The 25462-nt window shown below is 72.6% G+C and carries 20 protein-coding genes; 10 read left to right on the top strand and 10 right to left on the bottom strand.

Annotated elements, in window-relative coordinates; genetic code table 11:
- The first annotated feature begins 222 nt into the window (after positions 1 to 222).
- Positions 223 to 2463 (top strand): PQQ-binding-like beta-propeller repeat protein, encoded by a 2241-nt coding sequence (locus tag ACFVDM_RS12605; RefSeq protein ID WP_383637080.1) that lies wholly within the window; start codon positions 223 to 225, stop codon positions 2461 to 2463.
- 258 nt (positions 2464 to 2721) lie between these two features.
- Complete coding sequence (gene rph, locus ACFVDM_RS12600; protein WP_383637077.1) at positions 2722 to 5316, top strand: rifamycin-inactivating phosphotransferase; 2595 nt, start codon at positions 2722 to 2724, stop codon at positions 5314 to 5316.
- Between the two features lie 67 nt (positions 5317 to 5383).
- Here the strand turns inward: rph and ACFVDM_RS12595 are convergent, their stop codons facing one another.
- From ACFVDM_RS12595 to ACFVDM_RS12570, 6 genes are all read right to left on the bottom strand, one after another.
- Complete coding sequence (locus ACFVDM_RS12595; protein ID WP_383637074.1) at positions 5384 to 6355, bottom strand: fumarylacetoacetate hydrolase family protein; 972 nt, start codon at positions 6353 to 6355, stop codon at positions 5384 to 5386.
- Between the two features lie 75 nt (positions 6356 to 6430).
- Complete coding sequence (locus ACFVDM_RS12590; protein ID WP_383637071.1) at positions 6431 to 7363, bottom strand: VOC family protein; 933 nt, start codon at positions 7361 to 7363, stop codon at positions 6431 to 6433.
- 3 nt (positions 7364 to 7366) lie between these two features.
- Positions 7367 to 8365 carry an amidohydrolase family protein gene (locus tag ACFVDM_RS12585; RefSeq protein WP_383637068.1) on the bottom strand — a complete coding sequence of 333 codons (999 nt, stop codon included), beginning with the start codon at positions 8363 to 8365 and terminating at the stop codon, positions 7367 to 7369.
- The gene (locus ACFVDM_RS12580; protein ID WP_383637065.1) at positions 8362 to 9492 is read right to left on the bottom strand and encodes an FAD-dependent oxidoreductase; all 1131 of its coding nucleotides are present in this window, start codon (positions 9490 to 9492) and stop codon (positions 8362 to 8364) included. The genes ACFVDM_RS12585 and ACFVDM_RS12580 overlap by 4 nt, the downstream gene beginning before the upstream one ends.
- Before the next feature lie 23 nt (positions 9493 to 9515).
- Positions 9516 to 10478, bottom strand: coding sequence for a cyclase family protein (locus ACFVDM_RS12575; protein ID WP_383637062.1), 963 nt, complete (start codon positions 10476 to 10478; stop codon positions 9516 to 9518).
- The gene (locus ACFVDM_RS12570) at positions 10475 to 11476 is read right to left on the bottom strand and encodes a fumarylacetoacetate hydrolase family protein (protein ID WP_383637059.1); all 1002 of its coding nucleotides are present in this window, start codon (positions 11474 to 11476) and stop codon (positions 10475 to 10477) included. The genes ACFVDM_RS12575 and ACFVDM_RS12570 overlap by 4 nt, the downstream gene beginning before the upstream one ends.
- A gap of 128 nt (positions 11477 to 11604) precedes the next feature.
- Here ACFVDM_RS12570 and ACFVDM_RS12565 point away from each other — a divergent pair, with 128 nt between their 5' ends.
- Complete coding sequence (locus tag ACFVDM_RS12565; RefSeq protein ID WP_383637056.1) at positions 11605 to 12540, top strand: LysR family transcriptional regulator; 936 nt, start codon at positions 11605 to 11607, stop codon at positions 12538 to 12540.
- Here the strand turns inward: ACFVDM_RS12565 and ACFVDM_RS12560 are convergent.
- Positions 12530 to 12955 carry a Fur family transcriptional regulator gene (locus ACFVDM_RS12560; protein WP_383637053.1) on the bottom strand — a complete coding sequence of 142 codons (426 nt, stop codon included), beginning with the start codon at positions 12953 to 12955 and terminating at the stop codon, positions 12530 to 12532. The two genes, ACFVDM_RS12565 and ACFVDM_RS12560, sit on opposite strands and share 11 nt — an antisense overlap.
- A 236-nt stretch (positions 12956 to 13191) precedes the next feature.
- Here ACFVDM_RS12560 and katG point away from each other — a divergent pair, with 236 nt between their 5' ends.
- Positions 13192 to 15420: a catalase/peroxidase HPI gene (gene katG / locus ACFVDM_RS12555; protein ID WP_383637050.1), complete on the top strand. Its 2229-nt coding sequence runs from the start codon at positions 13192 to 13194 to the stop codon at positions 15418 to 15420.
- A gap of 213 nt (positions 15421 to 15633) precedes the next feature.
- On the opposite strand, the gene ACFVDM_RS12550 is transcribed toward katG, so the two are convergent.
- Positions 15634 to 16197: a chloramphenicol phosphotransferase CPT family protein gene (locus ACFVDM_RS12550; RefSeq protein WP_383637047.1), complete on the bottom strand. Its 564-nt coding sequence runs from the start codon at positions 16195 to 16197 to the stop codon at positions 15634 to 15636.
- A 331-nt stretch (positions 16198 to 16528) separates the two neighbouring features.
- Here ACFVDM_RS12550 and ACFVDM_RS12545 point away from each other — a divergent pair, with 331 nt between their 5' ends.
- Entirely contained in the window at positions 16529 to 17077 is a 549-nt protein-coding gene (locus ACFVDM_RS12545) for an FABP family protein (RefSeq protein WP_383637044.1), read from the top strand.
- 6 nt (positions 17078 to 17083) lie between these two features.
- Here the strand turns inward: ACFVDM_RS12545 and ACFVDM_RS12540 are convergent, their stop codons facing one another.
- Positions 17084 to 19294, bottom strand: coding sequence for a HelD family protein (locus ACFVDM_RS12540; protein WP_383637041.1), 2211 nt, complete (start codon positions 19292 to 19294; stop codon positions 17084 to 17086).
- Positions 19295 to 19439: 145 nt separating this feature from the next.
- Positions 19440 to 20255, bottom strand: a complete 816-nt coding sequence (locus ACFVDM_RS12535; protein ID WP_383637038.1) for an alpha/beta fold hydrolase — start codon at positions 20253 to 20255, stop codon at positions 19440 to 19442.
- A 161-nt stretch (positions 20256 to 20416) separates the two neighbouring features.
- On the opposite strand from ACFVDM_RS12535, the gene ACFVDM_RS12530 reads away from it, so the two are divergent.
- The 5 genes from ACFVDM_RS12530 to ACFVDM_RS12510 all read left to right on the top strand — a co-directional run bounded on the left by ACFVDM_RS12530 (position 20417) and on the right by ACFVDM_RS12510 (position 25453).
- Positions 20417 to 20890 (top strand): MarR family winged helix-turn-helix transcriptional regulator, encoded by a 474-nt coding sequence (locus tag ACFVDM_RS12530; protein WP_383637035.1) that lies wholly within the window; start codon positions 20417 to 20419, stop codon positions 20888 to 20890.
- Between the two features lie 230 nt (positions 20891 to 21120).
- Positions 21121 to 21903 (top strand): SGNH/GDSL hydrolase family protein, encoded by a 783-nt coding sequence (locus ACFVDM_RS12525; protein WP_383637033.1) that lies wholly within the window; start codon positions 21121 to 21123, stop codon positions 21901 to 21903.
- Positions 21904 to 22131: 228 nt separating this feature from the next.
- Positions 22132 to 22635: a hypothetical protein gene (locus ACFVDM_RS12520; RefSeq protein ID WP_383638013.1), complete on the top strand. Its 504-nt coding sequence runs from the start codon at positions 22132 to 22134 to the stop codon at positions 22633 to 22635.
- Positions 22605 to 24026: a hypothetical protein gene (locus ACFVDM_RS12515; RefSeq protein WP_383638010.1), complete on the top strand. Its 1422-nt coding sequence runs from the start codon at positions 22605 to 22607 to the stop codon at positions 24024 to 24026. The genes ACFVDM_RS12520 and ACFVDM_RS12515 overlap by 31 nt, the downstream gene beginning before the upstream one ends.
- Positions 24023 to 25453, top strand: a complete 1431-nt coding sequence (locus tag ACFVDM_RS12510; protein WP_383637030.1) for a VWA domain-containing protein — start codon at positions 24023 to 24025, stop codon at positions 25451 to 25453. Before ACFVDM_RS12515 ends, ACFVDM_RS12510 begins: the two co-directional genes overlap by 4 nt.
- Positions 25454 to 25462 lie beyond the last annotated feature (9 nt).

Raw genomic sequence — 25462 nt, 5'->3', positions numbered from 1 at the left:
GCCGGCGCCAACTCCTCCGGCGGCGGTTGCGCGCACCGGACCACCCCGCCCGCGGCGGCCCCGGAGGCACGGACACCGCCCCCGCGCGCCGCGCCGGACCCCACGGGATTGCGCTCCGTCCCCCGCCGTGCCCCTTCGCCCTGCACAGCGGCTAGTTTGTGTGCCAGCAGATACGCGGCCCCGTGACGGCACGGGCGGACGGGGGACAGGAGGTCGGAGCGAGTGTCGCTGCGCGACGGGGATCCGGCGGAGATCGGCGGCTATCCGCTGGAGGCCCGGCTCGGCACGGGCGGAATGGGCACGGTCTTCCTGGCCCGTACGAGCTCGGGGCGGCCGGTCGCGATCAAGCTGATCCATCAGCAGTTCGCCGGCGACGAGGAGTTCCGCATCCGCTTCCGGCAGGAGGTCGCCGCGGCCCGCCGGGTCAGCGGGGCGTTCACCGCCGCCGTGGTCGACGCCGCCCCCGACGCCGCCCAGCCGTGGATGGCGACCACGTACATCGAGGGGCGCACCCTCGCCCAGCACATCGCGGCCGAGGGCCCTCTGGACGGTCCGGAACTGCGGAGGCTCGCCATCGGCCTGGCCGAGGCACTGCGCGACATCCACCGGGTCGGAGTCGTCCACCGCGACCTCAAACCGTCGAACGTCGTGCTCTCGGCCGAGGGCCCCCGCGTCATCGACTTCGGCATCTCGCGCGCCGCCGACCAGCAGACGCTCACGATGACCGGCCGCGTCATCGGGACCCCGCCCTTCATGTCGCCCGAACAACTCCAGGCACCCCGCGGTGTGGGACCGCGCTCCGACGTCTTCTCGCTCGGCACGCTCCTCGTGTACGCGGCGACCGGGCACGGCCCCTTCGACGCGGACAGCCCCTATCTGACCGCCTATCAGGTGGTGCACGAGGAACCCTCGCTGGACGCGGTGCCCCGGGCCCTGCGGGCCGTCGTCGAACCCTGCCTGGACAAGGAACCGGAGGTGCGCCCCTCCGCCGACGAACTCCTCGTGCTGCTGCGCGACCTGCCGGCCGACCTCGGTTCCGCGCGGGCGGCCGGTGCCGATGCCGGGGCGGGGCGCACCCGTGACATGGCCACGCAGCACCACCTCGCCACCCCGCCGCCGTCCACGCCGGCGCCGGGCCCGGACGGCGCGTCGGACGGCACGGGTCCGCACACCCTCGCCCGGAGGCTGCGCGGCCGGTGGCGTCCCGTGCTCGCGGCCGCCGTCGCGGTGGCCGCCATCGGCGGGGGCCTCGCCGCGCTGACGGCGAGCGGCATCGGTGAGGGCGACGAGGACACGAAGGGCGGCGGCGTCGCCACACCCGGCGCCACGCTCCCGGCCGGTTTCACGGCCTGGCACGAGACGGTGCTCGGCGGACAGCCCGACATCCCCGACGAACTGCGCTGCGTGGCCCGCGGTGACGCGCTGTTCTGCGGCGGCGGAGGCGTCGTCGCGGCCCGGATCGACATCGCGGACGGCTCGCGCGTCTGGACGGTCAAGAGCCCCGGCGTCCCCGTCCAGGGCGTGCATCTGGCCGGCGCCACCGAGGACACGGTGATCGGATTCCGGTTCGCCGCCCAGGACGCCTCGCAGGACCCCCGGAGCGAGGTCGTGGCCGTCGACGCCACCAGCGGCCGCGAACTGTGGGCCACACCCTCCGGCGCCCAGTCCACCGCCGTCACCGGCCGGACCGAGGACGCCGTCGTCATCGGCACCGACGTCGTCACGGTGAACGCCGCCAACTCCCGCTTCGAGTCCCGGGACGCGCACAGCGGCCGGCTCCTCTGGAGCACCCCGTTCCCCTCGGACACCCGGTGCGCCCCCGTCGCCATGGGCGCGCGGCTGCTCGCGATGTGCGCGTCGGACGAGGAGATCGACGCGGTGGAGGTGAACAGGTCCACCCTGTCCACTGTGGACCGCGGCACGGGAGCCCTCGGCACCCCGATCGCCCTCGACGGCCCCGCCACCCCCATGGGCGTCGCCGGCGGCAGCCTCGTACTGCTCCGCGAGCACCGGGACGGCCCCGCGTCGGACGGATACGAAGGGGTGGTCCGCGTCGACCCGGTCACGCGCGAAGTCGCCTACGCGCGGCTGCCCGAGACGCTCGACGGCACACCCGGCATGGCCGACGGCACCGTCTACATCAGCGCCCATACCGGACGCGTCACGGCCCTCGACCCCGTGACGGGACGCCGGAAGTGGTCCCGGCAGACGGCCGTGGAGGGGGCGTCGGGCCCCGCGTCGGGGAACGACGCGGTGTACTTCAGCTCCGCGACCGGCCGGGTCGTCGCCCTGGACTCCCACAACGGCGAGATCCTGTGGACCACGGATCCGCAGGCCGACGGACTGACGGGGGAGATGGGCGCGAGCCCGCGCGTGACCGTCCTGGGACGCGCTTTGGCCGTCGCCGCCGACGGCAACACGGTCTTCGCCTTCGACACGCGCGAACCGCCGAAGTCCGACTGACCGCCCCGGGGACCGGCACCGCGCGGCGCACGCCGTAGGACACGCGGCACACATGGCGAAGGCAGGAAGATCGCTCTCCCTGCCTCTCCTAACGTATAGCGCACCGGGGGCCTTGCCGCAAGGCCCCCGTGGTGCCGCACAATCGACGGCCGAGACAGCCACCAGCTGCGGAAACGAGGGCCATACGTGCGTGGAGCGGGCGACGGATACGGAACCGGACCCCAGGGGCGGGGAGGCGGCACGGCGCGTGCGTGCCGGGTGCGGAGTCTGACCGCGGTCGATGCCGGAGCGCTCGCCCGGGTGGGCGGCAAGGCCGCGAACCTCGGCGCGCTGTCACGGATCGAGGGCGTCCGGGTGCCGGCGGGCTTCTGCGTGACGACGGACGCGTTCCGGGACGCGACGGCGCACCTGCCCGAGCTGGACGAGCGCCTCCGCGCGCTGGAGCGCCTGGACGAGGAGGGCACCGACGACGCGGAGGCGACGCGCGCGCTCGGTGCCGCGATCCGCCGGATCATCGAGGAGGCCCCGCTGCCGGCCGGTCTCACCGACGAGGTCACCGAGGCGCTCACCGCGCTGGGCGGGCGGACCGGGTACGCGGTGCGCTCCAGCGCCACGGCGGAGGACCTGCCGACCGCCTCCTTCGCCGGACAGCAGGACACGTATCTCCATGTCGTCGGGGCCGAGGAGGTACTGCGGCACATCCGCCGGTGCTGGGCCTCGCTGTTCACCGAGCGGGCCGTCGTCTACCGCCGGCGCCACGGCATCGGCCACCGGGCCGTCCGGATGGCGGTGGTCGTGCAGGAGATGGTCCTCCCGCACGCCTCGGGCATCCTGTTCACCGCCGACCCCGTCACCGGCGACCGGACCGTCGCCACCCTGGACGCCGGCCTCGGTCTCGGCGAGGCCCTGGTCTCCGGACTGGCCGAACCGGACCGCTACCGGGTCCGCCGGGGCGAGATCGTCACCAGGGCCGTCGCCCCCAAGCACCACGCCCTGCGGGCCCGCCCCGGCGGCGGAACCCAGGACGTCGCCGTGGACGGACGGCTGCGCGGGGAACCGGCGCTGACGGACGAACAGGTCCTGCGCCTCGTGGCCACCGGACGGCGGATCGAGGCGCACTTCGGCCGGCCGCAGGACATCGAATGGTGCCTGGCCGACGACGGCTCGTTCCATGTGGTCCAGAGCCGGCCGATCACGACCCTGTTCCCCGTTCCCGAGGCCGACGACGACGGGAACCACGTCTATGTGTCCGTCGGGCACGGGCAGATGATGACCGACGCCATGAAGCCCCTCGGGCTCTCGCTCTGGCGGCGGACGGCCCTGACGCCCATGCGCGAGGCGGGCGGCCGGCTCTTCGTCGACGTCACCCCCCGACTGGCCGCGCCCACGGCGCGGGCCGCCCTGCTGGAGGCCATGGGGCGCGGCGACCCGCTGGTCGGGGACGCGCTGGAGACCGTGCTCGACCGCGGCGACTTCGTCCCGACGCTGCCGGACGCGCCTCCTCCCGCGCCGCCCGCCCCGGACGGGGCTCCCTCGGCCCACCCCGATCCGTCCGTCGTCGAGGAGTTGATCGAGCGCAGCCGTGTGTCCCTCGACGCGCTGGAGCGCGGCATCCGGACGGTGAGCGGACCCGCCCTGTTCGACTTCCTGGACGAGGCCCTGGCCGAACAGCGCGCGCTGCTCGGCGACCCGCTGAGCATGCGCGCCATCATGGCCTCGCACGAGGGGACCTGGTGGCTCGGCGAGAAGCTGGGCGAGTGGCTGGGCGAGAAGAACGCCGTCGACACCCTCACCCTGTCCGCGCCGGGCAACATCACCTCCGAGATGGGCCTGGCCCTGCTCGACGTCGCCGATGTCGTCCGCCCGCTGCCCGAGGTCCTCGCCCGCCTCCGGGACCTCGGCGACGACGGCTTCCTCGACGCCGTGGCCGAGGCCGAGGGCGGCGCCGAGGCACGCGACGCCCTCGCCTTTTTCCTCGACCGCTACGGCATGCGCTGTGCCGGCGAGATCGACATCACGCGCCCCCGCTGGGCCGAGAGCCCGAGCACCCTGGTGCCCGCGATCCTCGACAACGTACGCAACTTCGGCCCCGGCGCCGCCGCCCGCCGCTTCGACGAGGGCCTGCGGCGGGCGCGGGAGAAGGAACGGGAGGTTCTGGAGCGGGTACGCGCCCTGCCGGACGGCGAGCGCAGGGCCGAGGAGACCGAGCGGACGATCGACCTGGTCCGCGCCTTCATCGGCTACCGCGAATACCCCAAGTACGCCCTCGTCAGCCGCATGCTCGTCTACAAGCGCGCCCTGCTCGCGGAGGCCGGACGGCTGGTGCGGGAGGGAGCCCTCACCGACCCGGAGGACGTCTTCTACCTCACGTACGAGGAACTGCGCGAGGCGGTCCGCACCCGCCGGGTCGACGAGGCCCTCGTCCGGCGGCGCGAGGAGGAGTTCCGGTCGTTCCGCGCGCTGACCCCGCCCCGCGTGCTCACCTCCGACGGCGAGGCCCTCGACGGCTCCCACCGCCGGGACGACGCACCGGCCGGGGCGCTGGTCGGGGTGCCCGCCTCCACCGGGACCGTCGAGGGCCGGGCCCGCGTCGTCCTCGATCTGGCGCGGGCCGACCTCGCGGCGGGCGACATCCTGGTCACCGCCTTCACCGACCCCGGCTGGACCGCGCTCTTCGTCGGCATCGCGGGACTGGTCACCGAGGTGGGCGGACAGATGACGCACGGCGCGGTCATCGCCCGGGAGTACGGACTGCCGGCCGTCGTGGGTGTGCCCCGGGCCACCGCGCTCATCCGCGACGGGCAGCGGATCCGGCTGCACGGCGCGGAGGGTTACGTGGAGATCATGGACTGACCACGGTCCCGGAGGGGCTCGCGGGCCCCTCCGGGGTGCCCGGACGCAGGGCGGGCCGGGCCGTCCGCTACGCCCGTTCCCGGGAGCGGCGCCGGCCGCGCGGCAGGGGGACGGGATCCGGCCCCGGCACCACGGTGTTGCGCAGGGTGCCGATCCCCTCGACGGTCAGCGCGACCACGTCACCGGGGCGCAGCGCCGGCGGGTCCTGCTTCCCGCGCAGGCCCCACAGCTCGGCCAGGCAGCCGCCGTTGCCGCAGGTCCCCGAGCCGAGGACGTCCCCGGGCACCACGCGGGTGCCGCGTGAGGCGTACGCGGTCATCTCCTCGAACGTCCAGCTCATGTGGGAGAGCAGGTCCCGGCCCACCGTCTCCCCGTTGACCTCCGCGGTGAGGGCGAGGCGCAGGAAGCCGTCCGGATCGCGGTACGGCTCCAGTTCGTCCGCCGTGACCAGATACGGGCCCAGCGAGGTGGCGGTGTCCTTGCCCTTGCACGGGCCGAGACCGACCCGCATCTCCGCGGACTGCAGATCGCGGGCGGACCAGTCGTTGAAGACGGTGTAGCCCACGATGTGGTCCCGGGCCCGCTCCGGGGTCAGGCCGCGGCCCTCGCGGCCGATGACGGCGCCCACCTCCAGCTCGAAGTCGAACAGCTCCGAGCCCGGCGGTACGGGAACGTCCTCATCGGGGCCGTACACGGCATGCGGGTTGGTGAAGTAGAACGTCGGCGCCGCGTACCACTGCTCGGGCACGCCCGAGGCGCCGTCCACGGCCCGGCGCACCCCTTCGACATGCTCCTCGAAGGTGACGAAGTCACGCAGGGAGGAGGGCCGCAGAGGTGCGAGCGGGCGCACTTCGCGGGCGTCGGGACCGGCCGGTCCGGCGAGGGCGGCCTCGCCCGCAGCGAGGAGACCGGGCAGTCCTGAGGTCTCCTCCAGAAGCGTGGTCAGCGAGGACACGCCGGGAAGCGGGAAGAGCACACCGTCCTCCGACACGACGGCCACCCGGGCGCGGTCCCGGTACTCGTAGGAGATGAATCGCATGGCAGGGCTCCAGAGGGACGGCAAGGGGCGGGGTGCGCGCCGCGTCGGCACGCACCCCGCCGGGGACGGGAGGGATCAGCAGGGCGGGGCGACGAACACGCCCCGGTCCGGGTCGTTGAACGACTCCTTGGCGACGAGTTCGTTCATCGCGTTCGCCGTGCCCCACTGGTCGGTGACCTCGGGCCGGGAGAAGTCGTAGACGTGCGGGTGCCAGGTGTCCTCGTCCAGGATCTCCAGCTCCGTCGTGTACTCCACGGTGTTGCCGTGGGGGTCGAGGAAGTACGTGAAGGTGTTGTCGCCCGCCATGTGCCGGCCGGGACCCCAGATTTTCCGGAACCCGGCCCGCATCACCCGGCCCGACCCGCGCATGTACTCGTCGATCCCGCGCATCTCGAACGAGACGTGGTGCAGGGAGGTGTGCGGGCCCCGGGCGATGGCCATGGAGTGGTGCTGGTTGCTGATCCGCATGAAGTGCATGACGTCGCCCATGTGCGGGGAGCTGAGCGTGTCGGAGTGCGCGAAGCCGAGGTGGCGCTCGTACCACTCCCGGGTGCGGTTCAGGTCGGGGGAGTTGAGGACCACGTGCGAGAGCTTGACCGGGATCGACTCCTTCTCCTCGATCCTGCGGTGCGTGCGCACGGCCACGTCGCTGGAGACCTCGATGACGCGTCCGTCGACGTCGAAGAAGCGGAAGCCGTAGCCGCCGCCCGGGGTGTCGACCTTCCCGGGCCGGCTGATCAGCTTCACCCCGCCGGCCAGCAGCCGCTCGGCCAGGGTGTCGACGTCGGCGGCGTTCGCCGCACCGTAGGAGACCAGGTCGAGGCGCTTCTCCGCGGCCCTGCGCAGCCGGACCACGTACTGCTCGGGAGAGCCCTCGGCGGCGAGGAAGGAGAGCCCGGAGTCCGTCACGGTCTCCGTGAGGCCCCAGACCCCGGCGTAGAAGTCCCGCTGCTTCTCGAAGTCGGGCACGGCCAGGTCGACATGGCGCAGATGGGTGAGCAGACGCATGGGTCAGTCCTTCCGGAGGAGTGCGGCGGCGTTCGCGCCTCGGACGGCGTGGAACTCGGAGTCGGTCAGCCCGGCGGCGCGCAGCGCGCCGAGCGGGTCCTCGCTGCCCATGTCGAACGGGAAGTCCGAACCGAGCAGGACCCGGTCGGCCCCCGCGACGCGGACCAGTTCCCGCAGCACGTGCGGATCGTGGACGAGGGAGTCGAAGTACAGCCGCCGGAGATAGCCGCTCGGCGGGTGGGCGCAGCCGGCCCCGGCGTCGGAGCGGTTCGCCCAGGCGTGGTCGGAGCGCCCGATGTGGGTGGGCAGATAGCCGCCGCCGTGCGCGGCGATCACCGTCAGCCCCGGGTGGCGGTCGAGGACGCCCGAGAAGATCAGGTGCGAGAGCGCGACCGCGTTCTCCGCGGGCTGGCCGACGGTGTTGGAGAGGTACCACCGGTCCAGCCGCTCGTCGAGCGTGCAGCCGAAGGGGTGCAGGAAGAGCAGCGCGCCGCACTCCTCGGCCCGCGCCCAGAAGGGCGCGTAGGCCGGATCGGACAGTTCGCGGCCCGGCGCGTGACTGGAGATCTCCACACCGGCCAGCCCCTGCGCGAGCGCGTGGTCCAGCGCCGCGACCATGAGGTCCGGGTGCTGGAGCGGGACGAGGCCGAGCCCCCGCAACCGGTCGGGCGCGGTCCGGCAGTGGGCGGCGGTCCCCTCGTTGGCCAGCCGGCAGAGACGTTCCGCCGTCTCCGCGTCGGCCCAGTAGTGGTACTGCGAGGGGGAGGGGCTGACCAGTTGGACGTCCACGCCCTGGGCGTCCATGGCGGCCAGCCGCACCGCGGGGTCGGTGAGCCGGGGGAGCCGCTCGCGGACCATCGGCCCGTTGACGGCGAGGGCGGCGGGTCCGTTGCGCCGGGCGTCCAGGGCGCGCGCCTCCTCCAGCTCCGGCCGTCCGGCGACCAGCGCCTCGATCTCCGGCAGCAGGACATGGGCATGGACGTCGACGGTGGGCGTGGTCACGGCCGCTCCCGCAGCATCGTCATGGTGCGGCCCATCAGACCGGGCACGTCCGCGTCGCGCACCCCGTCCAGCTGCCACTGCCCGAGCTGTACGGACGCCTCGACCACCGGCCGGACCCGGGCGATCCGCCGTTCGTAGTACGCCTGGAGCAGTGCGTCGTCCCAGCGGTCCGCCCCCGCCAGCATCTCCGCCAGGACCCAGGCGTCCTCCAGGGAGAGCGCGGCCCCCTGGGCCAGGGTCGGCGGACAGCAGTGCGCCGCGTCGCCGACCAGCACGATCCGCCCCCGGTGCCAGGAGCCCTCCACCAGCATCCGGTCGAACCAGGTGTAGTTCACGGCCGCCGGATCGGTGATGTGGCCGGTGATCTCCGGCCAGAAACCGCCGTAGGCGGAGGTGAGCCGCCGCATCTGCTCCGCGTACGACTCCGGCGGGATCGACTCCCGGTCGCGCTTGGCCTCCACGGCGTACGCGTAGAGGGTGTCCTCGCCGGTGGGGCAGTACCCGGCGATGTAGGCCGGTCCGCCGTACGCCAGATCGGTGCGGGTCACGCCCTTCGGACGCGGTGCGGCGATCCGCCAGATGGCCATGCCCGTCGGCTCGGGCCGCTCCGGGAAACCGGCCGTCGCGCGGGTGGCGGAGCCCATGCCGTCGGCGGCCACCACCAGGTCGTAACGGCCCTCGGAACCGTCGCCGAACCGGACCCGCGCCCCGTCCGCGTCCTGGTCCAGCACCTCGGCGGTGGTTCCGAGCCGGACCGTCGCGCCGCTCGCGCGCACCGCCTCGATCAGGATCCGCTGGAGCGCCGGGCGCTGCATGCCGACGGTCGCGGGGAGATCGTCGCCGCCGCTGCGGATGTCCTCCTGGACGTGCAGGACCGTTCCGTCGGGGGCGGTGATGCCGACCGCGTCGAAGGCGTGGCCGGAGGCCTCCACCCGGTCCCAGACCCCCAGTTCGCGCAGCACCCGCAGGGCATTGCCCTGGAGCGTGATGCCCGAGCCGGACGTGGCGTTCCAGTCCTCCCTGGCCTCGACCAGATCCACCTCCGCACCGGACCGGCGCAGCAGCACCGTGACGGCGTTGCCGGCCGCCCCGCCGCCGATCACCAGGACTCTGCGTGCTTCCTTCATGAACAACTCCTCGGGTCCTGAACCTACTTGACGGCGATCGGGTTCACCGGTGAGCCCACGGCACCGGTGATGGGAAGCGGGGCGGCGGTGAGCCAGAACGCGTACACGCCGTCGGCTGCGCAGTCCTCCGCCAGCGCGTCCAGGTCCCACATCTCACCGATGAGCAGCCCGATGTGCGGAATGGCGACCTGGTGCAGCGGCTGGAAGGCGTGGTCGAACTCGTTGGGCCGCACCTCGAAGCCCCAGGTGTCCGTGGCCACCGCCGCGAACTCGCCGCGGTGGAGCCAGCCCGCGGTGGTGAACGACAGACCGGGGGCGGGGCCGCCGGCGTACTCGCCCCAGCCCTCCCGGCGCACCCGGCTCAGCTGGCCCGTGCGGACCAGGACGAGATCGCCCCGGCCGACGGTCACCCCCTGGACGCGGGCCGTCCGCGTCAGATGCTCCTCGGTGACGGCGAAACCGTCGGGCAGTTCGCCGTGCTCGCCGATCACGCGGCCCACGTCCAGCAGCACCCCGCGCCCGGCGACGTGCGGGGCCATGTGCTCGATGCCGGTGACCTGGTCGCCGTCGGAGGTGACGGTGCGGCCGGCGTCCCGCCCGTTCCACGCCCGGCCGTGGCAGAAGATGTGCCCGAGCCCGTCCCACTGGGTGGAGCACTGCAACGGCATCGCGATGACGTCGTCCGCGCCGCCGAGGCCGTGCGGGAAGCCCTGGAGCCCGAGCGCCGCGTCCGTGCCGGTGTCGAGCATGGTGTGCACGGGATTGGTGCGCCGCCGCCAGCCCCGCTGCGGGCCGTTCATGTCGAACCGCTGCGCCAGCGAGAAGCTGACTCCGCGCCGGACCAGTGCCGCGCCCTCGCGGCGCTTGGCCCCGTCCAGGAAGTTGAGCGTGCCCAGCACGTCGTCCTCGCCCCAGCGGCCCCAGTTGGAGCACGCCTTGGCCGCGCGTGCGATCGCCCCCTCGGGGTCGTGCCGTTCGAGGGTCATGCCGCCCCCTCCGCGACACAGCGGGTGCGCTGGGAGCCGAGCCCGGTGACCGACGCGACCATCACGTCGCCGTCGCGCAGCAGCCGCCCCCAGTGCATGCCGTTCCCGGCCGGTGACCCCGTCAGCACCAGGTCACCGGGGAGCAGCCGGGCGCTCTGCGAGATGTACGAGACCAGCCGCGCGACCCCGAAGATCATGTCCCGGGCCGACTCGTCCTGCATCGTCTCGCCGTTCAGCGTCAGCACGAGGCGCAGGGCGCCCGGGTCGGGGACGGACGCGGCGGGCACGATCCAGGGGCCGAGCGGGGTGAAGCCCGGGGCGTTCTTCGAACGCAGCCAGTCGGTGCCGATCTGCGGCATGTCGCGGCGGAAGACCGTGGCGCGGTCGGTGAGGTCGTTGGCGATCGTGTACCCGAAGACATGGTCCAGGGCCTCCGCCTCGGAGACCCGGTGGGCGGGCCGGCCGATGACCGCCGCCACCTCCAGCTCCCAGTCCGGCTTCGTGGCCCATTCCGGCAGCACGACGTCGTCGTACGGTCCGGTGAGCGCGCTCGGCAGACCGGTGAAGACGTACGGAAGGTCCTCGGCCGCCCGGCGGTCCATGAGCGCGGCGGCCTCGGCCCGCCGCTCCTCCTCCGGGCGGTCGTCGGCCGGGTCGCGGTGCGCCACGTGCAGATCGATCACATGCTGCCGGTAGTTGGCCCCCGACTGGAACACCTGACGGGGCTCCACGGGCGCGTGCACCCGGAACTCCGCCAGCGGCCGTCCGGCGGGCGCGGCGCCGGCGGCGATTCCGGCGAGCCGGTCCACGACCGCCTCCCCGCCCTCCAGCAGTCCCCGTACGGTCAGGGTCGCGTCGCCGAGGGCCGTGCGCAGATCGACGACCAGGGAATCCGCCGTGACGAGCGCGGGAAAGGCGGGCCCGTCCGGAGCGGAGAGCGTGGCGAGGGCGAACGGTCCGGCGAACGGCACGGACGCGGATGCGGGTTTCACGGGCATGTCCTCCTGATTGCGGTGGCACTAATCTGGACCCGCCCTCGGTGATCAGGGAAATCGATTCCGTGGATGATCGACATCCATGGTGCTTATACCTCCCCGTCCGGCGCCCCACCGCACAAGGAACCGTCATGAATCTCGCCCGGCTCGACCTGAACCTCCTCGTCGCCCTGCGCGCCCTTCTGGAGGAACGCAATGTCACCCGCGCGGGCCGGCGTGTCGGCATCAGCCAGCCCGCCATGAGCTCCGCGCTGGCCCGGCTGCGCCGCCACTTCGACGACGACCTCCTCGCCCGGGTCGGCGGCCACTACGAACTGACCGCGCTCGGCCAGGTCCTGCTGCACCGCACCGCCACCGCCTGCGAGGTCATGGAACGCCTCTTCGCCAGCCAGGCCGCCTTCGACCCGGCGAGCGAGACCCGCGCGTTCACGATGGCCGCGTCCGACTACGCGGTCGCCGTGTTCGGCACCGAACTGGCCCGGGTCGTCCACGAGGAGGCCCCCGGCATCCGGCTGCGCTTCACCCAGACCCCGCCCACGGCGGTCGACGACACCGCCGCCCTGCTGAGCGCCGCGGACGGACTGCTGATGCCGCACGGTGTGATCAGCGACTTCCCCGCCACCGACCTGTACGACGACCGCTGGGTCTTCCTCGTCGCCGACGACCACCCCGACGTCGCGGACCGGCTCACCCACGAGGACCTGGCCCGGCTGCCGTGGGTCACCTACCAGCGCACCTACGACGCCCCCGCGGTGCGCCAGCTCGGCATGCTGGGCATCGAGCCGAGGGTGGAGGTCTCCGTCGACAGCTTCCACCTGCTGCCGCTCCTGGTGCAGGGCACCACGCGCATCACGTTCATCCAGGCGCGCCTGGCCCGGCTCCTCGCCCCGCTCGCCGCCGTACGCGTGGTGGAGCCGCCGTACGAGGCCGTCCCCCTGCGCGAGGCCCTGTGGTGGCATCCCGTGCACACGCACGACGCCGCCCACATATGGCTGCGGGAGACGGCCGCGCGGGTCGGCGCAGCGCTCGCCGAAGAGAGCGCTGCCGGGCCCGTTGCTAGTTCCTGACGCGCTGCGCGCACCCCGGGCACAGGCCCCGGTACGTGACCTCGACATCGGAGACGGTGAAACCGAACCGCTCGGACGCGGGCAGCCCGGCCAGCGGGTCGACCGCCGGGTGGACGTCGCGGATGGTGCCGCACGCCGAGCAGACCAGATGCTGGTGCGGGCGGTGCGCGTTGGGGTCGTAGCGCTTGGCGCGTCCGTCCGTGGTCACCTCGATCACCTCACCGAGTGAGACCAGCTCGCCGAGCGTGTTGTAGACCGTGGCGCGGGAAATCTCCGGCAGACGGGACGTGGCCCGGTCCAGCACCTCGTCCGCGGTGAGATGGACGTGGTCCCCGGCGAGCACCTCGGCCACCACCCGGCGTTGAGCGGTCATCCGCCAGCCACGTGCGCGAAGCCGTTGCAGCAGGTCACTCATGCCCACCAGCCTAACTGTGCATCGTCCGACCAATGAATCAGTACATGCCTGTCAGTCGTATTGACTTGGACTATGTCCATCGTAGGATCGGTTCCGGCTGACAGCCAAGGGACAGGACAGCAGCGCGGCAGACTCCGCGAGGCCGGGGAAGGGGCGGACCGCCCGGATTCCGGCCCGGGGTCTCCACCGTCCGTAGCTCCTCAGCACCGTGATCCGCCCCGTTCGGAAGGATTTCCATGACTGAGAACCACGACGCGATCGTCGCCGACCCGAAGGCAGAGGAGGCCGGTGGCTGCCCGGTCGCGCACGGTCGCGCGCCCCACCCGACCCAGGGCGGCGGCAACCGCCAGTGGTGGCCGGAGCGGCTCAACCTGAAGATCCTCGCCAAGAACCCCGCCGTGGCCAATCCGCTGGGCGAGGACTTCGACTACGCCGAGGCGTTCAACGCCCTCGACCTCCCGGCGGTCAAGCGGGACATCGCCGAGGTGCTGACGACCTCGCAGGACTGGTGGCCGGCCGACTTCGGCAACTACGGCCCGTTCATGGTCCGGATGGCCTGGCACAGCGCCGGCACCTACCGCATCAGCGACGGCCGGGGCGGCGCCGGAGCCGGACAGCAGCGCTTCGCCCCGCTCAACAGCTGGCCGGACAACGCCAGCCTGGACAAGGCGCGCCGCCTGCTGTGGCCCGTCAAGAAGAAGTACGGCAAGAGCCTGTCCTGGGCCGACCTCCTCATCCTGACCGGCAACGTCGCCCTGGAGACGATGGGCTTCGAGACCTTCGGCTTCGGCGGCGGACGCGCCGACGTGTGGGAGCCCGACGAGGACGTCTACTGGGGCCCCGAGACCACCTGGCTGGGCGACGAGCGCTACACCGGCGACCGCGAGCTGGAGAACCCCCTCGGCGCGGTCCAGATGGGCCTCATCTACGTCAACCCCGAGGGCCCCAACGGCACCCCTGACCCGATCGCCGCCGCCCGCGACATCCGCGAGACCTTCCGCCGGATGGCGATGAACGACGAGGAGACCGTCGCCCTCATCGCCGGTGGCCACACCTTCGGCAAGACCCACGGTGCCGGACCCGCCGACGCGGTCGCGGCCGACCCCGAGGCCGCGCCGATGGAGCAGATGGGCCTCGGCTGGAAGAGCTCCCACGGCACCGGGAAGGGTGCCGACGCGATCACCAGTGGTCTGGAGGGCATCTGGACGGACACCCCGACCACCTGGGACAACAGCTTCTTCGACATCCTCTTCGGCTACGAGTGGGAGCTGTTCAAGAGCCCCGCGGGCGCCCACCAGTGGCGGCCGAAGGACGGCGCCGGGGCCGGTACGGTCCCCGACGCCTTCGACCCGGCGAAGACCCACGCGCCGACGATGCTCACGACCGACCTCTCGCTCCGCTTCGACCCGGCCTACGAGCAGATCTCGCGGCGCTTCCACGAGCACCCGGAGCAGTTCGCCGACGCCTTCGCCCGCGCCTGGTTCAAGCTGACCCACCGCGACATGGGCCCCGTGGTGCGCTACCTCGGCCCGGAGGTTCCGAGCGAGGTGCTCATCTGGCAGGACCCGCTGCCCGCCCGGACCTACGAACTCGTCGACGCGGCGGACATCGCCTCCCTCAAGGAGCAGGTCCTCGCTTCCGGCCTGTCGGTCGCCGACCTGGTCTCCACCGCGTGGGCGTCCGCCTCGTCCTTCCGGGGCAGCGACAAGCGCGGCGGCGCCAACGGGGCCCGCATCCGTCTGGAGCCGCAGTCCGGCTGGGAGGTCAACGAGCCGGACCGCCTCGCCTCGGTCCTGCGCACCCTCGAAGGCGTCCAGGAGTCCTTCAACTCCGGCCGGACCGACGGCAAGCAGGTCTCCCTCGCCGACCTCGTCGTCATCGCCGGCGCGGCGGCCGTCGAGAAGGCCGCCAAGGACGCCGGGCACACCATCGAGGTGCCGGTCGCCCCGGGCCGCGTCGACGCCTCGCAGGAGGAGACCGATGTGGAGTCCTTCGTCGAACTGGAGCCGGCCGCGGACGGGTTCCGCAACTACGTGGGCAAGGGCAACCGGCTCCCCGCCGAGTACCTCCTGCTCGACCGGGCCAATCTGCTCGACCTCAGCGCTCCCGAACTGACCGTCCTCGTCGGCGGTCTGCGTGTCCTCGGCGCCACCTACCAGCAGTCCTCGCAGGGCGTCCTCACCGAGACCCCGGGGCTCCTGACGAACGACTTCTTCGTCAACCTGCTCGACATGGACACCACCTGGAAGGCGACCTCGGACGACGCGAGCACCTTCGAGGGCCGCGACGCCACCGGCGCGGTCAAGTGGACCGGCAGCCGCGCCGACCTCGTCTTCGGCTCCAACTCGGAGCTGCGCGCGGTCGCCGAGGTCTACGCCTCGGACGACGCGAAGGAGAAGTTCGTCAAGGACTTCGTCGCCGCGTGGGACAAGGTGATGAACCTGGACCGCTTCGACCTGGCCTGAGCACCCCACCCCGGAGGCCGGCTCCCGCAACGGAGCCGGCCTCCGGCCGTCGGACGGACGACGCCCGTGGCGTCGGCTCGCCCGTCACGCCCGCTTCCGCCGGCGACCGCCTCGCCGGCCCGGCCCCGGCCCTCTGGAACTCCCCAGTCCTCTGGAACTCCCCTGTCCCCTGGAACCAAGGAGGGCAATGGACACAGGCAAGCAGTCGGGTAGTCACCGACCACCCGACAGGTGGCGACGCCGGAGGCGAGTGAAGGCGGTGGGGCTGAAGTGGTGCGGTAGGAATTCCTTGATGCGCTGTGCGCATTCGCGCGGGCTCGCTGTGCTGGTGTCGCACTCCACGTCGTAGTCGCCGTGAGCATGTACCAGGTCGTACTGGAATGCCGCGAGGCCCGAAGGGCGGTCCCCCCGAGCCAGCTCGCGGCGAGTCAGCTCCTCCAGCGGGCAGCGGACACCGACGAACAGGACATCCTCGGGCGGTAGAACCTCCAGGCAGTCGAGCAGGCGCCACGGCTCGCTCAGCACGTGATCGACCACAACGTCGTTGCCCACTTCGGCCATGGCCGCAATCGACCGGTGGAAGCCCATCCTGGTCCGCCGCAGCGCGTCGTCCAGTTCCTCCGCCCCGAGCTCCCGCCTGCTGCGCATCGCGTTGAAGCTGTCGACCGCCAAGTGGAAGAAGACGCCGTCCTCCAGGACGTCCAGGAGCTCTCGGGCGATGCTCGACTTTCCTGAACTGGAGGTGCCGTTGAGGAAGATGATCCGTCCGGATGTCATAGTGGCATGGTCACATGGTGCCGCTTCGGCGGGAGACCGGGCCGGCTGTTCGTGCGTAGCTGAGTGATCACTACGGACAACGAACCGGCGGATGCCCCGGTCCTGACATCGAGATCGGGAAGTCGTGCGGGCCTCACCCGCGGTGGGGGCTGTGGGCTCGACGGGAGTGGCGGGCCGACGGCGGTGGTTCGGGACCCGTCGTCGGACGGCCACGCCCGTCACACCGGGGCCCGACCTCCGGCGCTACGGCGGGATCGCGACGACAGGGCCTAGGCTGCGAACGAACCGTCACCGGACCCCGACGTCCGCCCCCGATCCAGGAGCACCCACCATGCCCGGCCCCGCCCCGACGTTCCCCTACCCCGACGCCCACGGACCGGACGAGACCCCCGCGCCGCACCCCGCGCTGGCCCCCGTCACCGGGCTGCTGGGGACCTGGACCGGGCACGGGAGCGGCGGCTACCCGACTCTCGCCGAGGACTTCCGCTACGCCCAGGTGGTCACCTTCAGCCACGACGGCCGGCCGTTCCTCCACTACGAGGCGCGCGCCTGGCTCCTGGACGCCGACGGGCAGCCGCTGCGGCCCGCCGCCCGGGAGAGCGGCTGGTGGCGCATGCGGCCGGAGGGCGAGGTGGAGGCCCTGATCACCCAGCCCACCGGCATCGCCGAGCTGATGACGGGCCACGCGGCCGACGGCACCGTCGAGCTCACCACCCACCAGGTCGCGCTCAGCCCCCACGCCAAGGACGTCGAGGCCACCCGCCGCCGCTACACCCTGACCGACGACGGCACGCTCGACTTCGTCCACGACCTCGCGGCGATCGGCCGTCCCCTCCAGCACCACCTCTCGGCACGGCTGCGCTGCGCGACCCACGGCTGACCGCGCTCAGCGCAGCGACTCCGGCAGATCGTCCCGGTACACCACCCCCAGCCGCTGCGTGGCCCGGGTCAGCGCCACGTACAGATCGTTCGCCCCGAACAACGCGGGCTCCACGACCAGCACATGGTCGAATTCGAGCCCCTTGGCCTGCCGGGGGCCGAGCAGCACCACGGGCCGGGTCAGATCCGGCTCCGCCCCGGCCGTGACGCCGTCGAGCCGGGCCGCGATCGCGGCGTGCAGCGCCGGCGGCGCGATCACACCGAGACGCCCCTCGACAGGCGTCAACTCCGCGACCGCGCGGGCCACACCGCCCGCGAGGTCCTCGCCGGTGTGCCGCAGCCACGGCGCCTCGCCCGTGGACCGCACGGAGGCGGGCGGTTCGAAGGAAGGGTCCTGGGCGCGCCGCACCCGCGCCGCCAGCTCCATGATCTCCGCAGGCGTACGGTAGTTGACCCTGAGCGAGACATGCTCGAAGCGGTCGCCCACGTACGGCTCCAGGATCTCCTTCCACGCCCCGACACCGGCCTCCTCCGAGGTCTGCGCCGGATCGCCGACCAGTGTCATGGACCGGCTCGGTGCGCGTCGCATCAGCAGCCGCCAGGCCATCGGGGACAGCTCCTGCGCCTCGTCGACGATGATGTGACCGAACGCCCAGGTGCGGTCGGCCGCCGCCCGTTCGGCCGCGCTGCGGTGGTCGGCCTCCTCCTGCCGCTCCGCCATCCGCTCGGCGTCGATGATGTCGTGGGCGGCCAGCAGCTCGGACTCCTCGTCCTCGAACTCGAACGATTCCGAACCCCGCGACAGCTCCAGCACCCCCTGCGCGTAGGCGATGCGTTCCTGCCGCTCGGCCTCGGCGGCCGCGCGCTCGGCGCTGTCGTCGACACCGAGGAGTTCCGCCACCTCGTCCAGCAGCGGCACATCGGCCGGGGTCCAGCCGCCTTCGCCCGGGGCGCGACGGATCGTGTCGGCGTCCGCGTCCGGGACGAAGAGGGGGTCGGCCAGATAGCCGGCCAGGAACCCCTCAGGAGTGAGCGGCGGCCACAGCGAGTCGATGGCCTCGTGCACCGCCTCGCTGACCGCGACGGCCTTGCCGAGCTGCGCGATGTCGTCCGGTCCGAGGAAGTTGGGACCGCCGTACGGGTCCGCCCCGATGCGCTCGGTCAACTGCTCCGTCAGCGCGTCGATGACCCGGAACGCGAAGTGCGGGCGGGCCAGGTTGTGGGGCAGCCGGGTGTCCCGGGCGGCCTGCCGGGCCTCGTAGGCGATCTCCCAGTCGAGGATCAGATCGCCGTCGTCGTGGGCCACGATCAGCGGCGCACCGGGCTCGGGCAGGGTCTGGCGGTCGCGCACGGCCAGGGCCAGCGCCTCCGCCATCGCGGCCCCGCCCTTCACGGCGGCGGAGCGGGACGTGTCCGTGCCCTCGGCCCGCACCCCCGGGAAGAGCTCGGCCTGCGTGGCGAGCAGCACCCCGGTCTCGCCCAGTGCGGGCAGCACCTCGCCGATGTAGCTGAGGAACGCCGGGTTGGGACCGACGATCAGCACGGCCCGCTTGGCCAGCAGCTCACGGTGCTCGTAGAGAAGGAAGGCCGCCCGGTGCAGGGCCACCGCCGTCTTTCCCGTACCGGGACCGCCCTCGACGACCATGACGCCCTGGTGCGGGGCGCGGATGATGCGGTCCTGCTCGGCCTGGATGGTCCGCACAATGTCGCCCATACGGCCGGTGCGCGCCGAGTTCACCGCGGCGAGCAGCACGGTGTCCCCGCTGGGGTCCTCGAACCCGGTGCGCCGCGTGTCGGCGACATCGAGGATCTCGTCGTGGAGCTCGGTGACCGTGCGTCCCTCGGTGGTCAGATGCCGGCGTCTGCGCAGCCCCATCGGGGTGTGACCGGTGGCGAGATAGAAGGGCCGGGCCACCGGTGCCCGCCAGTCGATGAGCAGCGGGGTGTGCGCGTCGTCGTCCTCCCGGATTCCGATCCGGCCGATATGGTGCGCGGTGCCGTCGGTGAGATCGATCCGGCCGAAACACAGTGAACCGTCCACCGCGTTGAGCGCGGCCAGCAGCCCCGAGCGCTCGGCGACCTGCACATCGCGTTCCAGTCGGGCCTGGAGCCCGTTACCGACCGGCGTCAGGGCGTCCTCGACCTGCTGGGCGGCGACCCCGCGCAGCACGTCGACCCGGTCGTAGAGCCGGTCGATGAATTGCTGTTCCTTCTGCAATTCGGCACTTTCCCGAGTTGACAAATTCACTCCCTGGCAGATATGGTGTTTCTTGTGAGGCCCCCTTGAGGGCCTTTTTTCATGGGCACACAGAAACACTCAATATACGCCCCGAAATCCCGGGTCCGCAATTGCCGCGGACTGTTCACACCTCGGCGAGAACCTCCTGGAGACGGGCCGCGTAGGCGCGCGGATGCGTGGTGTTCCCGTTGTGTCCGCCGGGAAACGGCACGGGGGCGTGGCCGACCAGTTCTCCGAGCTGCCGGGCGCACTGCCCGACGAAGACCGAGGGATTTGTGGTGCATCCCCGTGCGGCGACGATGCGCACGGGCGAGTCGCGCAGGGCCTCCGCGGCGAGTTCGGCACCGATGACGGCCGTGAAGTCCTGGCCGATGAAGAAGTCGAAGTCGGCCAGCCGTCGCGGGGTGAGCGGCATGGGCGTGAGGTCCGGCTCGGTGTCCTGATGCGCCGGATCGATGCCGAGCACCGCGGCTATCGCGGGAAAGGCCGCTTTCAATCCGCCTTCGCGGTACACGGACTGCAGATGCGCCAGCTCGGCCACGTGCTGGGCCCGCTGTCGCGGGGGCAGCAGGGACGGGGTGACGGGATCGTGTGCCACGAGTGCGCGGAGCTGCCCGGGGTGGCTGACCGCGAGGTGCAGACCGATGGCGGCGCCCATGCTGCAGCCGAGCATCAGTGCGGGCTCGTCGGTCAGCGCGCCGAGGAGCCGGTGCACGTCGTCGGTGTGCTGTTCCATGGTCACGTCGTGCTCGGGGTGGGTGAGAGGACTGCGGGAGAGGCCGCGGCGGTCGTACGTGACCACGCGGTAGCGGTCCACGAGGCGGTCGACCAGATCGGTGCTGCGGTCGGCGTCGCCCTCGCCGCTCTGGGAGATGAGCAGCAGCGGGCCGGAGCCCCGGACCTCGTAGTGGAGCGTGGCGCCGTCGGTTGCGAGCAGCATGGATGCCTCCGGGCAGGGATGGGCCGGGTGGAGCGGCGGGAGTGCCGTTCCGTGCTCCGTAATCTAGTCCATCTATTTCGATACATCAAGAGTGATGCATTGGTGTCGATGTATCGATGGTGATGCATCGGCAGTGATGGAGGCTGGGTAGCATGCGGGCCATGACGTCCTCCGAGATGACCCCCGTCGAACTCTTCCTCCTCGGCCGGACCCTGATGAAGATCGGGGAGGAGTCCCTTCCCGAGCCGGCCGCGGGTGCCGACGCGCACCGCACCGGCACCCGCGCCTCGCTCGTCGTGCTGAGTGACCTGCTCGGTCATCCGGACACGTCCGTGAGTGCGATCGCGCGGCGCACGGGGCTGCCGCAGAGTCAGGTGTCGGGCGCCGTGGCCCGGCTGAAGGAAGCGGGCTCGGTCGAGACCGCACCCGATCCTGCCGACGGCAGACGGCAGCTGATCCGCAGGGCCCCCGAGATCTCCGAGCGTGTGTCCGAGGTCCGGCTGTCCCGCATCGATGACGCGCTCGGCCGCGCGCTCGGCACGGACGACGCCGAGCGGCTGCGCGAGGTCGCCGACGCGCTCGATGTGCTCGCCCGGTATCTGACGCCCGAGGCCGTGGGCCGCCTCAGACCGTGACCTCCGCCGGAGATTCCTCGCCGCGCTCCGGCGTGCCGGGGAGGCGGCGGTCGCGTACTGCGCGGACGCGCACCTGAAACGGCCCGGCGGGGTGTCGGGTCCGTCCGTGTCCGGACGCCGTTCAACACCGGTGCGGGTGGATTCCGAGCCCCGCCGCATCCCGTCGACTAGTCAAGGAGTTGAATACTCGCATCCTTGAACGTGGTGCGGCGGAACAGGAAGGCGGCCCCATGCCGAACGGTTCGTATCTGCGGTATGTCGCCCTGGGCGACAGTCAGACCGAAGGGCTCGGCGACGGTGACGACACCGTCGGACTCCGCGGCTGGGCCGACCGCTTCGCCGAACATCTCGCGGTCGTCGGTCCGGGCGTGCGGTACGCCAATCTCGCCGTACGGGGCAAGACCGCCGCCCAGGTCCACTCCGAACAGCTGGAACCCGCCCTGGCGCTCCGCCCGGATCTGGCCACCGTCGTCGCCGGTGTCAACGACCTGCTCCGGCCCCGGTTCGATGCCGCGGAGACGGCCGGTCACCTGGAGGAGATGTTCGCCGCGCTCACGGCCGCCGGTGCGCGCGTGGTGACACTGACCTTCCCCGATGTGGCCGAGATCGCTCCCCTCGCCCGGCCCGTCAGAAACCGGGTGAGGGAACTCAACACCGGCATCCGCGAGGCTGCGGCCCGGCACGGGGTCGCGGTCGCCGAGACCGGCCTCGCCGATGTCGCCACCGACCCGCGTCTGTGGAGCCCGGACCGGCTGCACGCCGCACCGCTCGGCCACGCGCGGATCGCCGCCGCCGTCGCCGAGGCCGTCGATCTGCCGGGCAGCGACGACAGTTGGACGACGCCGCTCCCACCGCTCGCCCCCCGCTCCGGATGGCGGACCGCGACCGCCGAACTGCGCTGGGCGGCCGGATTCCTCGGACCCTGGCTCGGGCGCCGGCTCCGCGGCCGCTCGTCCGGCGACGGCCGCACCGCCAAACGCCCCCAACTCCAGCCTGTCACCGCCGAGGTCTGACACCGTCGTCGTCCTGCGACGGACCCGCCCGCGCAGCTGGTGCACCGGCCCCGCCCGCGCAGCCGGCGCGACGGCCCCGCCCGCGCAGCCGCCACACCGACTCCGCACCCGCCTGGAACCCCACCTTCCGCTCTCTGCTCCGGACCCGTTGTCAGTGGTCGCACGTAGGTTCAGTGGAGTCCCGCCGATCCGGCGCGGACACCCCCTCTGTGCATAGGAGATGGCGCGTTGTCGGACTGGGAGAGGTCGAGTACGGCGCGGGTGGCGGCGCCCGCGCGGCCACGCAAACTGTCCAAGGTTCCGTTCGTCGAACTGGCCGACGGACGCTTGCAGGGCGTGGTGTCGAGCGGCTCGGACATCGGACGGGTCTACGTCTCGTCGGTCGCGGCCGGCACCTATGCCTTCGCCTGCAGCACCAACAACAACCGGCCCTGCGGCGGCGCCCGGGGCTCGTTCTGCAATCACATCCGGGCGCTCGTCAACGAGGCCGTGCTCCAGTACGGAGCCGCGCGCGTCGCCCGCTATCTGAAGGCCGAGGACGGGGACGGGGAACCCACCGCGCACGGGGTCGCGGCGTACATGAGCGCCGCCCGGCCGCCGCAGGGCGACAGCAACGACGCGGCCCCCGTCTTCAGCAGGTTCCTGCGCCACCTCGCCTATCTGGAACTCGCCCCGAGCACCGACCCGTTGCCGGAGATGCACTGGTTCCCGCCGACCCGGGCGGTGGCCTGATGCGTACGGATCTCCTGCTCACGCCCGTCACCGGTCTCGACGAGGCGCTGGCCGCCGTCGACGGCTTCGACGAGGCCCTCGTCTCCGGGCTGCTCCGCCCCCGGCCCGACCGGGCCGCCGGACTCGCCGCCTTCGCCGGGGCCCTCGCGGGCACCCCGCTCGCGACAAGGACCGCCGAGGCCACCGCCCGGACCGCGGAGGGGTCCTCGGGCGAGGACGACTACCTCGCCCTCGCGGGTGCCCGCACCGCGCTCCTCGGCTCGGTCCACGACGCGCTGACCGAGCGCATCACGGAAGCGACGGGACGGGGCCCCGCGGAGGCCACCTCCCCGGCCGGGACCGGGACGCCACCGCTGGCCAATCTGCTCGCCGCCGCCCGCTCCTGGCTGGCCGATCTGGCCCGTGCCGGGTGGACGGGGCTGGACCACGACACCATCGCGGCCTCGGCCCCCGTCGTCTCCGCGCTGCTCCCCGACCCCTCGCTGCGCCGTCTCGCGACCCTGATCGACGGCTTCGCCGCCGAACTCGCCGCGACGGGCCCGGGAACGGCGGCCGACCGGGTTCCCGCCCGCCGCTGGGCGGACCTCTGGGCCCGCGCGATGCTGCTGACCGTCCCCGGAGCGGTCACCGCCCCCGCGACGGAGACGGTGACCGGGCGGCTGCTGCCCCTCGGGGTCGACCTGCACGAACACCCCACGGCCGTCCAGGCCCAGGTGCACGCCGTGCTCGAACCGGCCGACGGATCCACGCCCCGGCTGGTCCGCGCCGCGGCGTCCGCCCCGAAGCCGGACACGGTCGTCGGCGCCGGCCTCTGGCAACTGCTCCGCCCTCGGATGTCCCTGCTCGCGGCCCTCGGCGACGGCCTGTCGATGGACCTCGACGCCATGCCCGTCACCGCCGAAGGCGACCTGATCTGGAGCGACGGGCACGCCCGCGCCGGACAGCCGGCCGACCCGTTCGTCACCGCGCGGGTCGTGCTGCCCACCGCCACCGACGCGTTCACCGCGCCGCTCGACCGTCATCCGGTGCGCATCGCCGTCCCCGTGTTCCTGGAGGGGTACACCGCGCACCAGGAGGACGACGGCCTCGTCTTCACGGTCGCGGGGCAGCCGTTGGCCGTCGACACCGACCGCGTCCCGGCTGCGGGCCCGCTCACGCCCGAGGCCGTAGCCGCGTCCGGAGCCTGCCTCGCCCTGCTCCGCTGGGACGCCGGCGCCTACCGCCTCCAGCCGCTGGCCGTCGAGGCCACCGTCCGGAAGAAGACCGTCGTGCTGCACGGCGGGGCATGGGCCGGCGGGACGACGGACAAGGCCGGTGCCAGGGCGGAGAAGGCCGCCACCGACGCCGTCGCCGTCCTCCGCGAGCGCGCGGGAAGGCTGCTGCGGAAATGACCGATCCCCGCACAGACGCGCCCGCCACCCCGGGGCGGGCCGCCGGGACCGCACCGGCCGCGCCCCCGGACCCGGCGCTCGCGCCGCGCACACCCGAGGCCGATCCGCACGAGAACCGCCGCCAGGTCCTCTACTGGCGCCTGCTTGCCCGGCTCTTCGACCCGGAGGAGCAGGCAGGCCTGGAATCCGCCGGTCTCGACATCGTCGAGGACCTCGGACTGCCCGCCGCGCTGCTGGACCCGCAGGCCTCCGTCGACTCGGTCGTGCAGCGCCATCCGGAGCTCGGCGGCGAGTTCGACCGTCTGATGACCCCGGACCCCGAGGACGTCCGCGACCGGGCCGCCGAGGTGCGCCGCGCCGCCCTCGTCTCCAAGGTGCTCCTCAACGTCTACTCCACGGGCTCCGGCACGGTCACGGCCGAGCAGCTGGCCCGCTGGCAGTCGGACGCGGGCTGGCTGGAGCGTGCCCTCGGCCACGAACCCGGCGATCTGCGCGGCGGCCGGAGCGGCGGCACGGGCCCGACCGGTGCGGCGCCGGGCACGGGCACCGAACTCGGCTCCCTCGAAGCCGATCTGGTCCGCCGCATGCGGCTGCGCGAGGTGCTCGGCGATCCCGTGCTCGCCGCGCGGCTGACCCCCAGCATGTCGCTCGTCGAGCAGCTGCTGCGCGACAAGAGCAACCTCTCGGGCGTTGCCCTGGCCAACGCGAAGGCCCTGATCCGCCGCTTCGTCGACGAGGTCGCCGAAGTGCTGCGGACCCAGGTCGCGAAGTCCACGGTGGGCGAGCTGGACCGTTCCGTGCCGCCCAAACGCGTGTTCCGTAACCTCGACCTCGACCGCACCATCTGGAAGAACCTGACCAACTGGAGCCCGGAGGAGGAGCGGCTCTACGTCGACCGCCTCTACTACCGGCACACCGTCCGCAGGACCACGCCCCAGCGGCTGATCGTGGTGGTGGACCAGTCCGGCTCCATGGTCGACTCGATGGTCAACTGCACCATCCTCGCCTCCGTCTTCGCCGGACTTCCCAAGGTGGACGTCCATCTGATCGCGTACGACACCCAGGCGCTCGACCTCACCCCCTGGGTGCACGACCCCTTCGAGACCCTGCTGCGCACCCAGCTCGGCGGCGGCAACGACGGACCCGTCGCCATGGCGATGGCCCGCCCGAAGATCACCGACCCGCAGGACACGGTGATGGTCTGGATCTCCGACTTCTACGAGTTCGACCGCTCCCAGCCGCTCTTCGAAGGCATCGAGGCGGTCCACCGCTCGGGCGTGAGGTTCATTCCCGTCGGCTCCGTCACCAGCTCCGGCCGCCAGCAGGTCAATCCCTGGTTCCGCGAGCGGTTCAAGGCACTCGGCACCCCGGTCGTCTCCGGCCACATCAGCAAGCTCGTCCACGAGCTCAAGACCTTCCTCGCCTAGAAAGGCCCC

The sequence above is a fragment of the Streptomyces sp. NPDC057682 genome, assembly GCF_042799575.1.
Lineage (GTDB): Bacteria > Actinomycetota > Actinomycetes > Streptomycetales > Streptomycetaceae > Streptomyces.
This window is presented reverse-complemented; position numbering and strand designations above follow the sequence as displayed.

Excerpts from the sequence above, each read along its gene's own strand:
- ACFVDM_RS12595 (WP_383637074.1), bottom strand. The coding sequence starts at position 6,355 with ATGCGATTCATCTCCTACGAGTACCGGGACCGCGCCCGGGTGGCCGTC.
- ACFVDM_RS12590 (WP_383637071.1), bottom strand. The coding sequence starts at position 7,363 with ATGCGTCTGCTCACCCATCTGCGCCATGTCGACCTGGCCGTGCCCGAC.
- ACFVDM_RS12580 (WP_383637065.1), bottom strand. The coding sequence starts at position 9,492 with ATGAAGGAAGCACGCAGAGTCCTGGTGATCGGCGGCGGGGCGGCCGGC.
- ACFVDM_RS12575 (WP_383637062.1), bottom strand. The coding sequence starts at position 10,478 with ATGACCCTCGAACGGCACGACCCCGAGGGGGCGATCGCACGCGCGGCC.
- ACFVDM_RS12570 (WP_383637059.1), bottom strand. The coding sequence starts at position 11,476 with ATGCCCGTGAAACCCGCATCCGCGTCCGTGCCGTTCGCCGGACCGTTC.
- ACFVDM_RS12565 (WP_383637056.1), top strand. The coding sequence starts at position 11,605 with ATGAATCTCGCCCGGCTCGACCTGAACCTCCTCGTCGCCCTGCGCGCC.
- ACFVDM_RS12560 (WP_383637053.1), bottom strand. The coding sequence starts at position 12,955 with ATGAGTGACCTGCTGCAACGGCTTCGCGCACGTGGCTGGCGGATGACC.
- katG (WP_383637050.1), top strand. The coding sequence starts at position 13,192 with ATGACTGAGAACCACGACGCGATCGTCGCCGACCCGAAGGCAGAGGAG.
- ACFVDM_RS12550 (WP_383637047.1), bottom strand. The coding sequence starts at position 16,197 with ATGACATCCGGACGGATCATCTTCCTCAACGGCACCTCCAGTTCAGGA.
- ACFVDM_RS12545 (WP_383637044.1), top strand. The coding sequence starts at position 16,529 with ATGCCCGGCCCCGCCCCGACGTTCCCCTACCCCGACGCCCACGGACCG.
- ACFVDM_RS12535 (WP_383637038.1), bottom strand. The coding sequence starts at position 20,255 with ATGCTGCTCGCAACCGACGGCGCCACGCTCCACTACGAGGTCCGGGGC.
- ACFVDM_RS12530 (WP_383637035.1), top strand. The coding sequence starts at position 20,417 with ATGACGTCCTCCGAGATGACCCCCGTCGAACTCTTCCTCCTCGGCCGG.
- ACFVDM_RS12525 (WP_383637033.1), top strand. The coding sequence starts at position 21,121 with ATGCCGAACGGTTCGTATCTGCGGTATGTCGCCCTGGGCGACAGTCAG.
- ACFVDM_RS12510 (WP_383637030.1), top strand. The coding sequence starts at position 24,023 with ATGACCGATCCCCGCACAGACGCGCCCGCCACCCCGGGGCGGGCCGCC.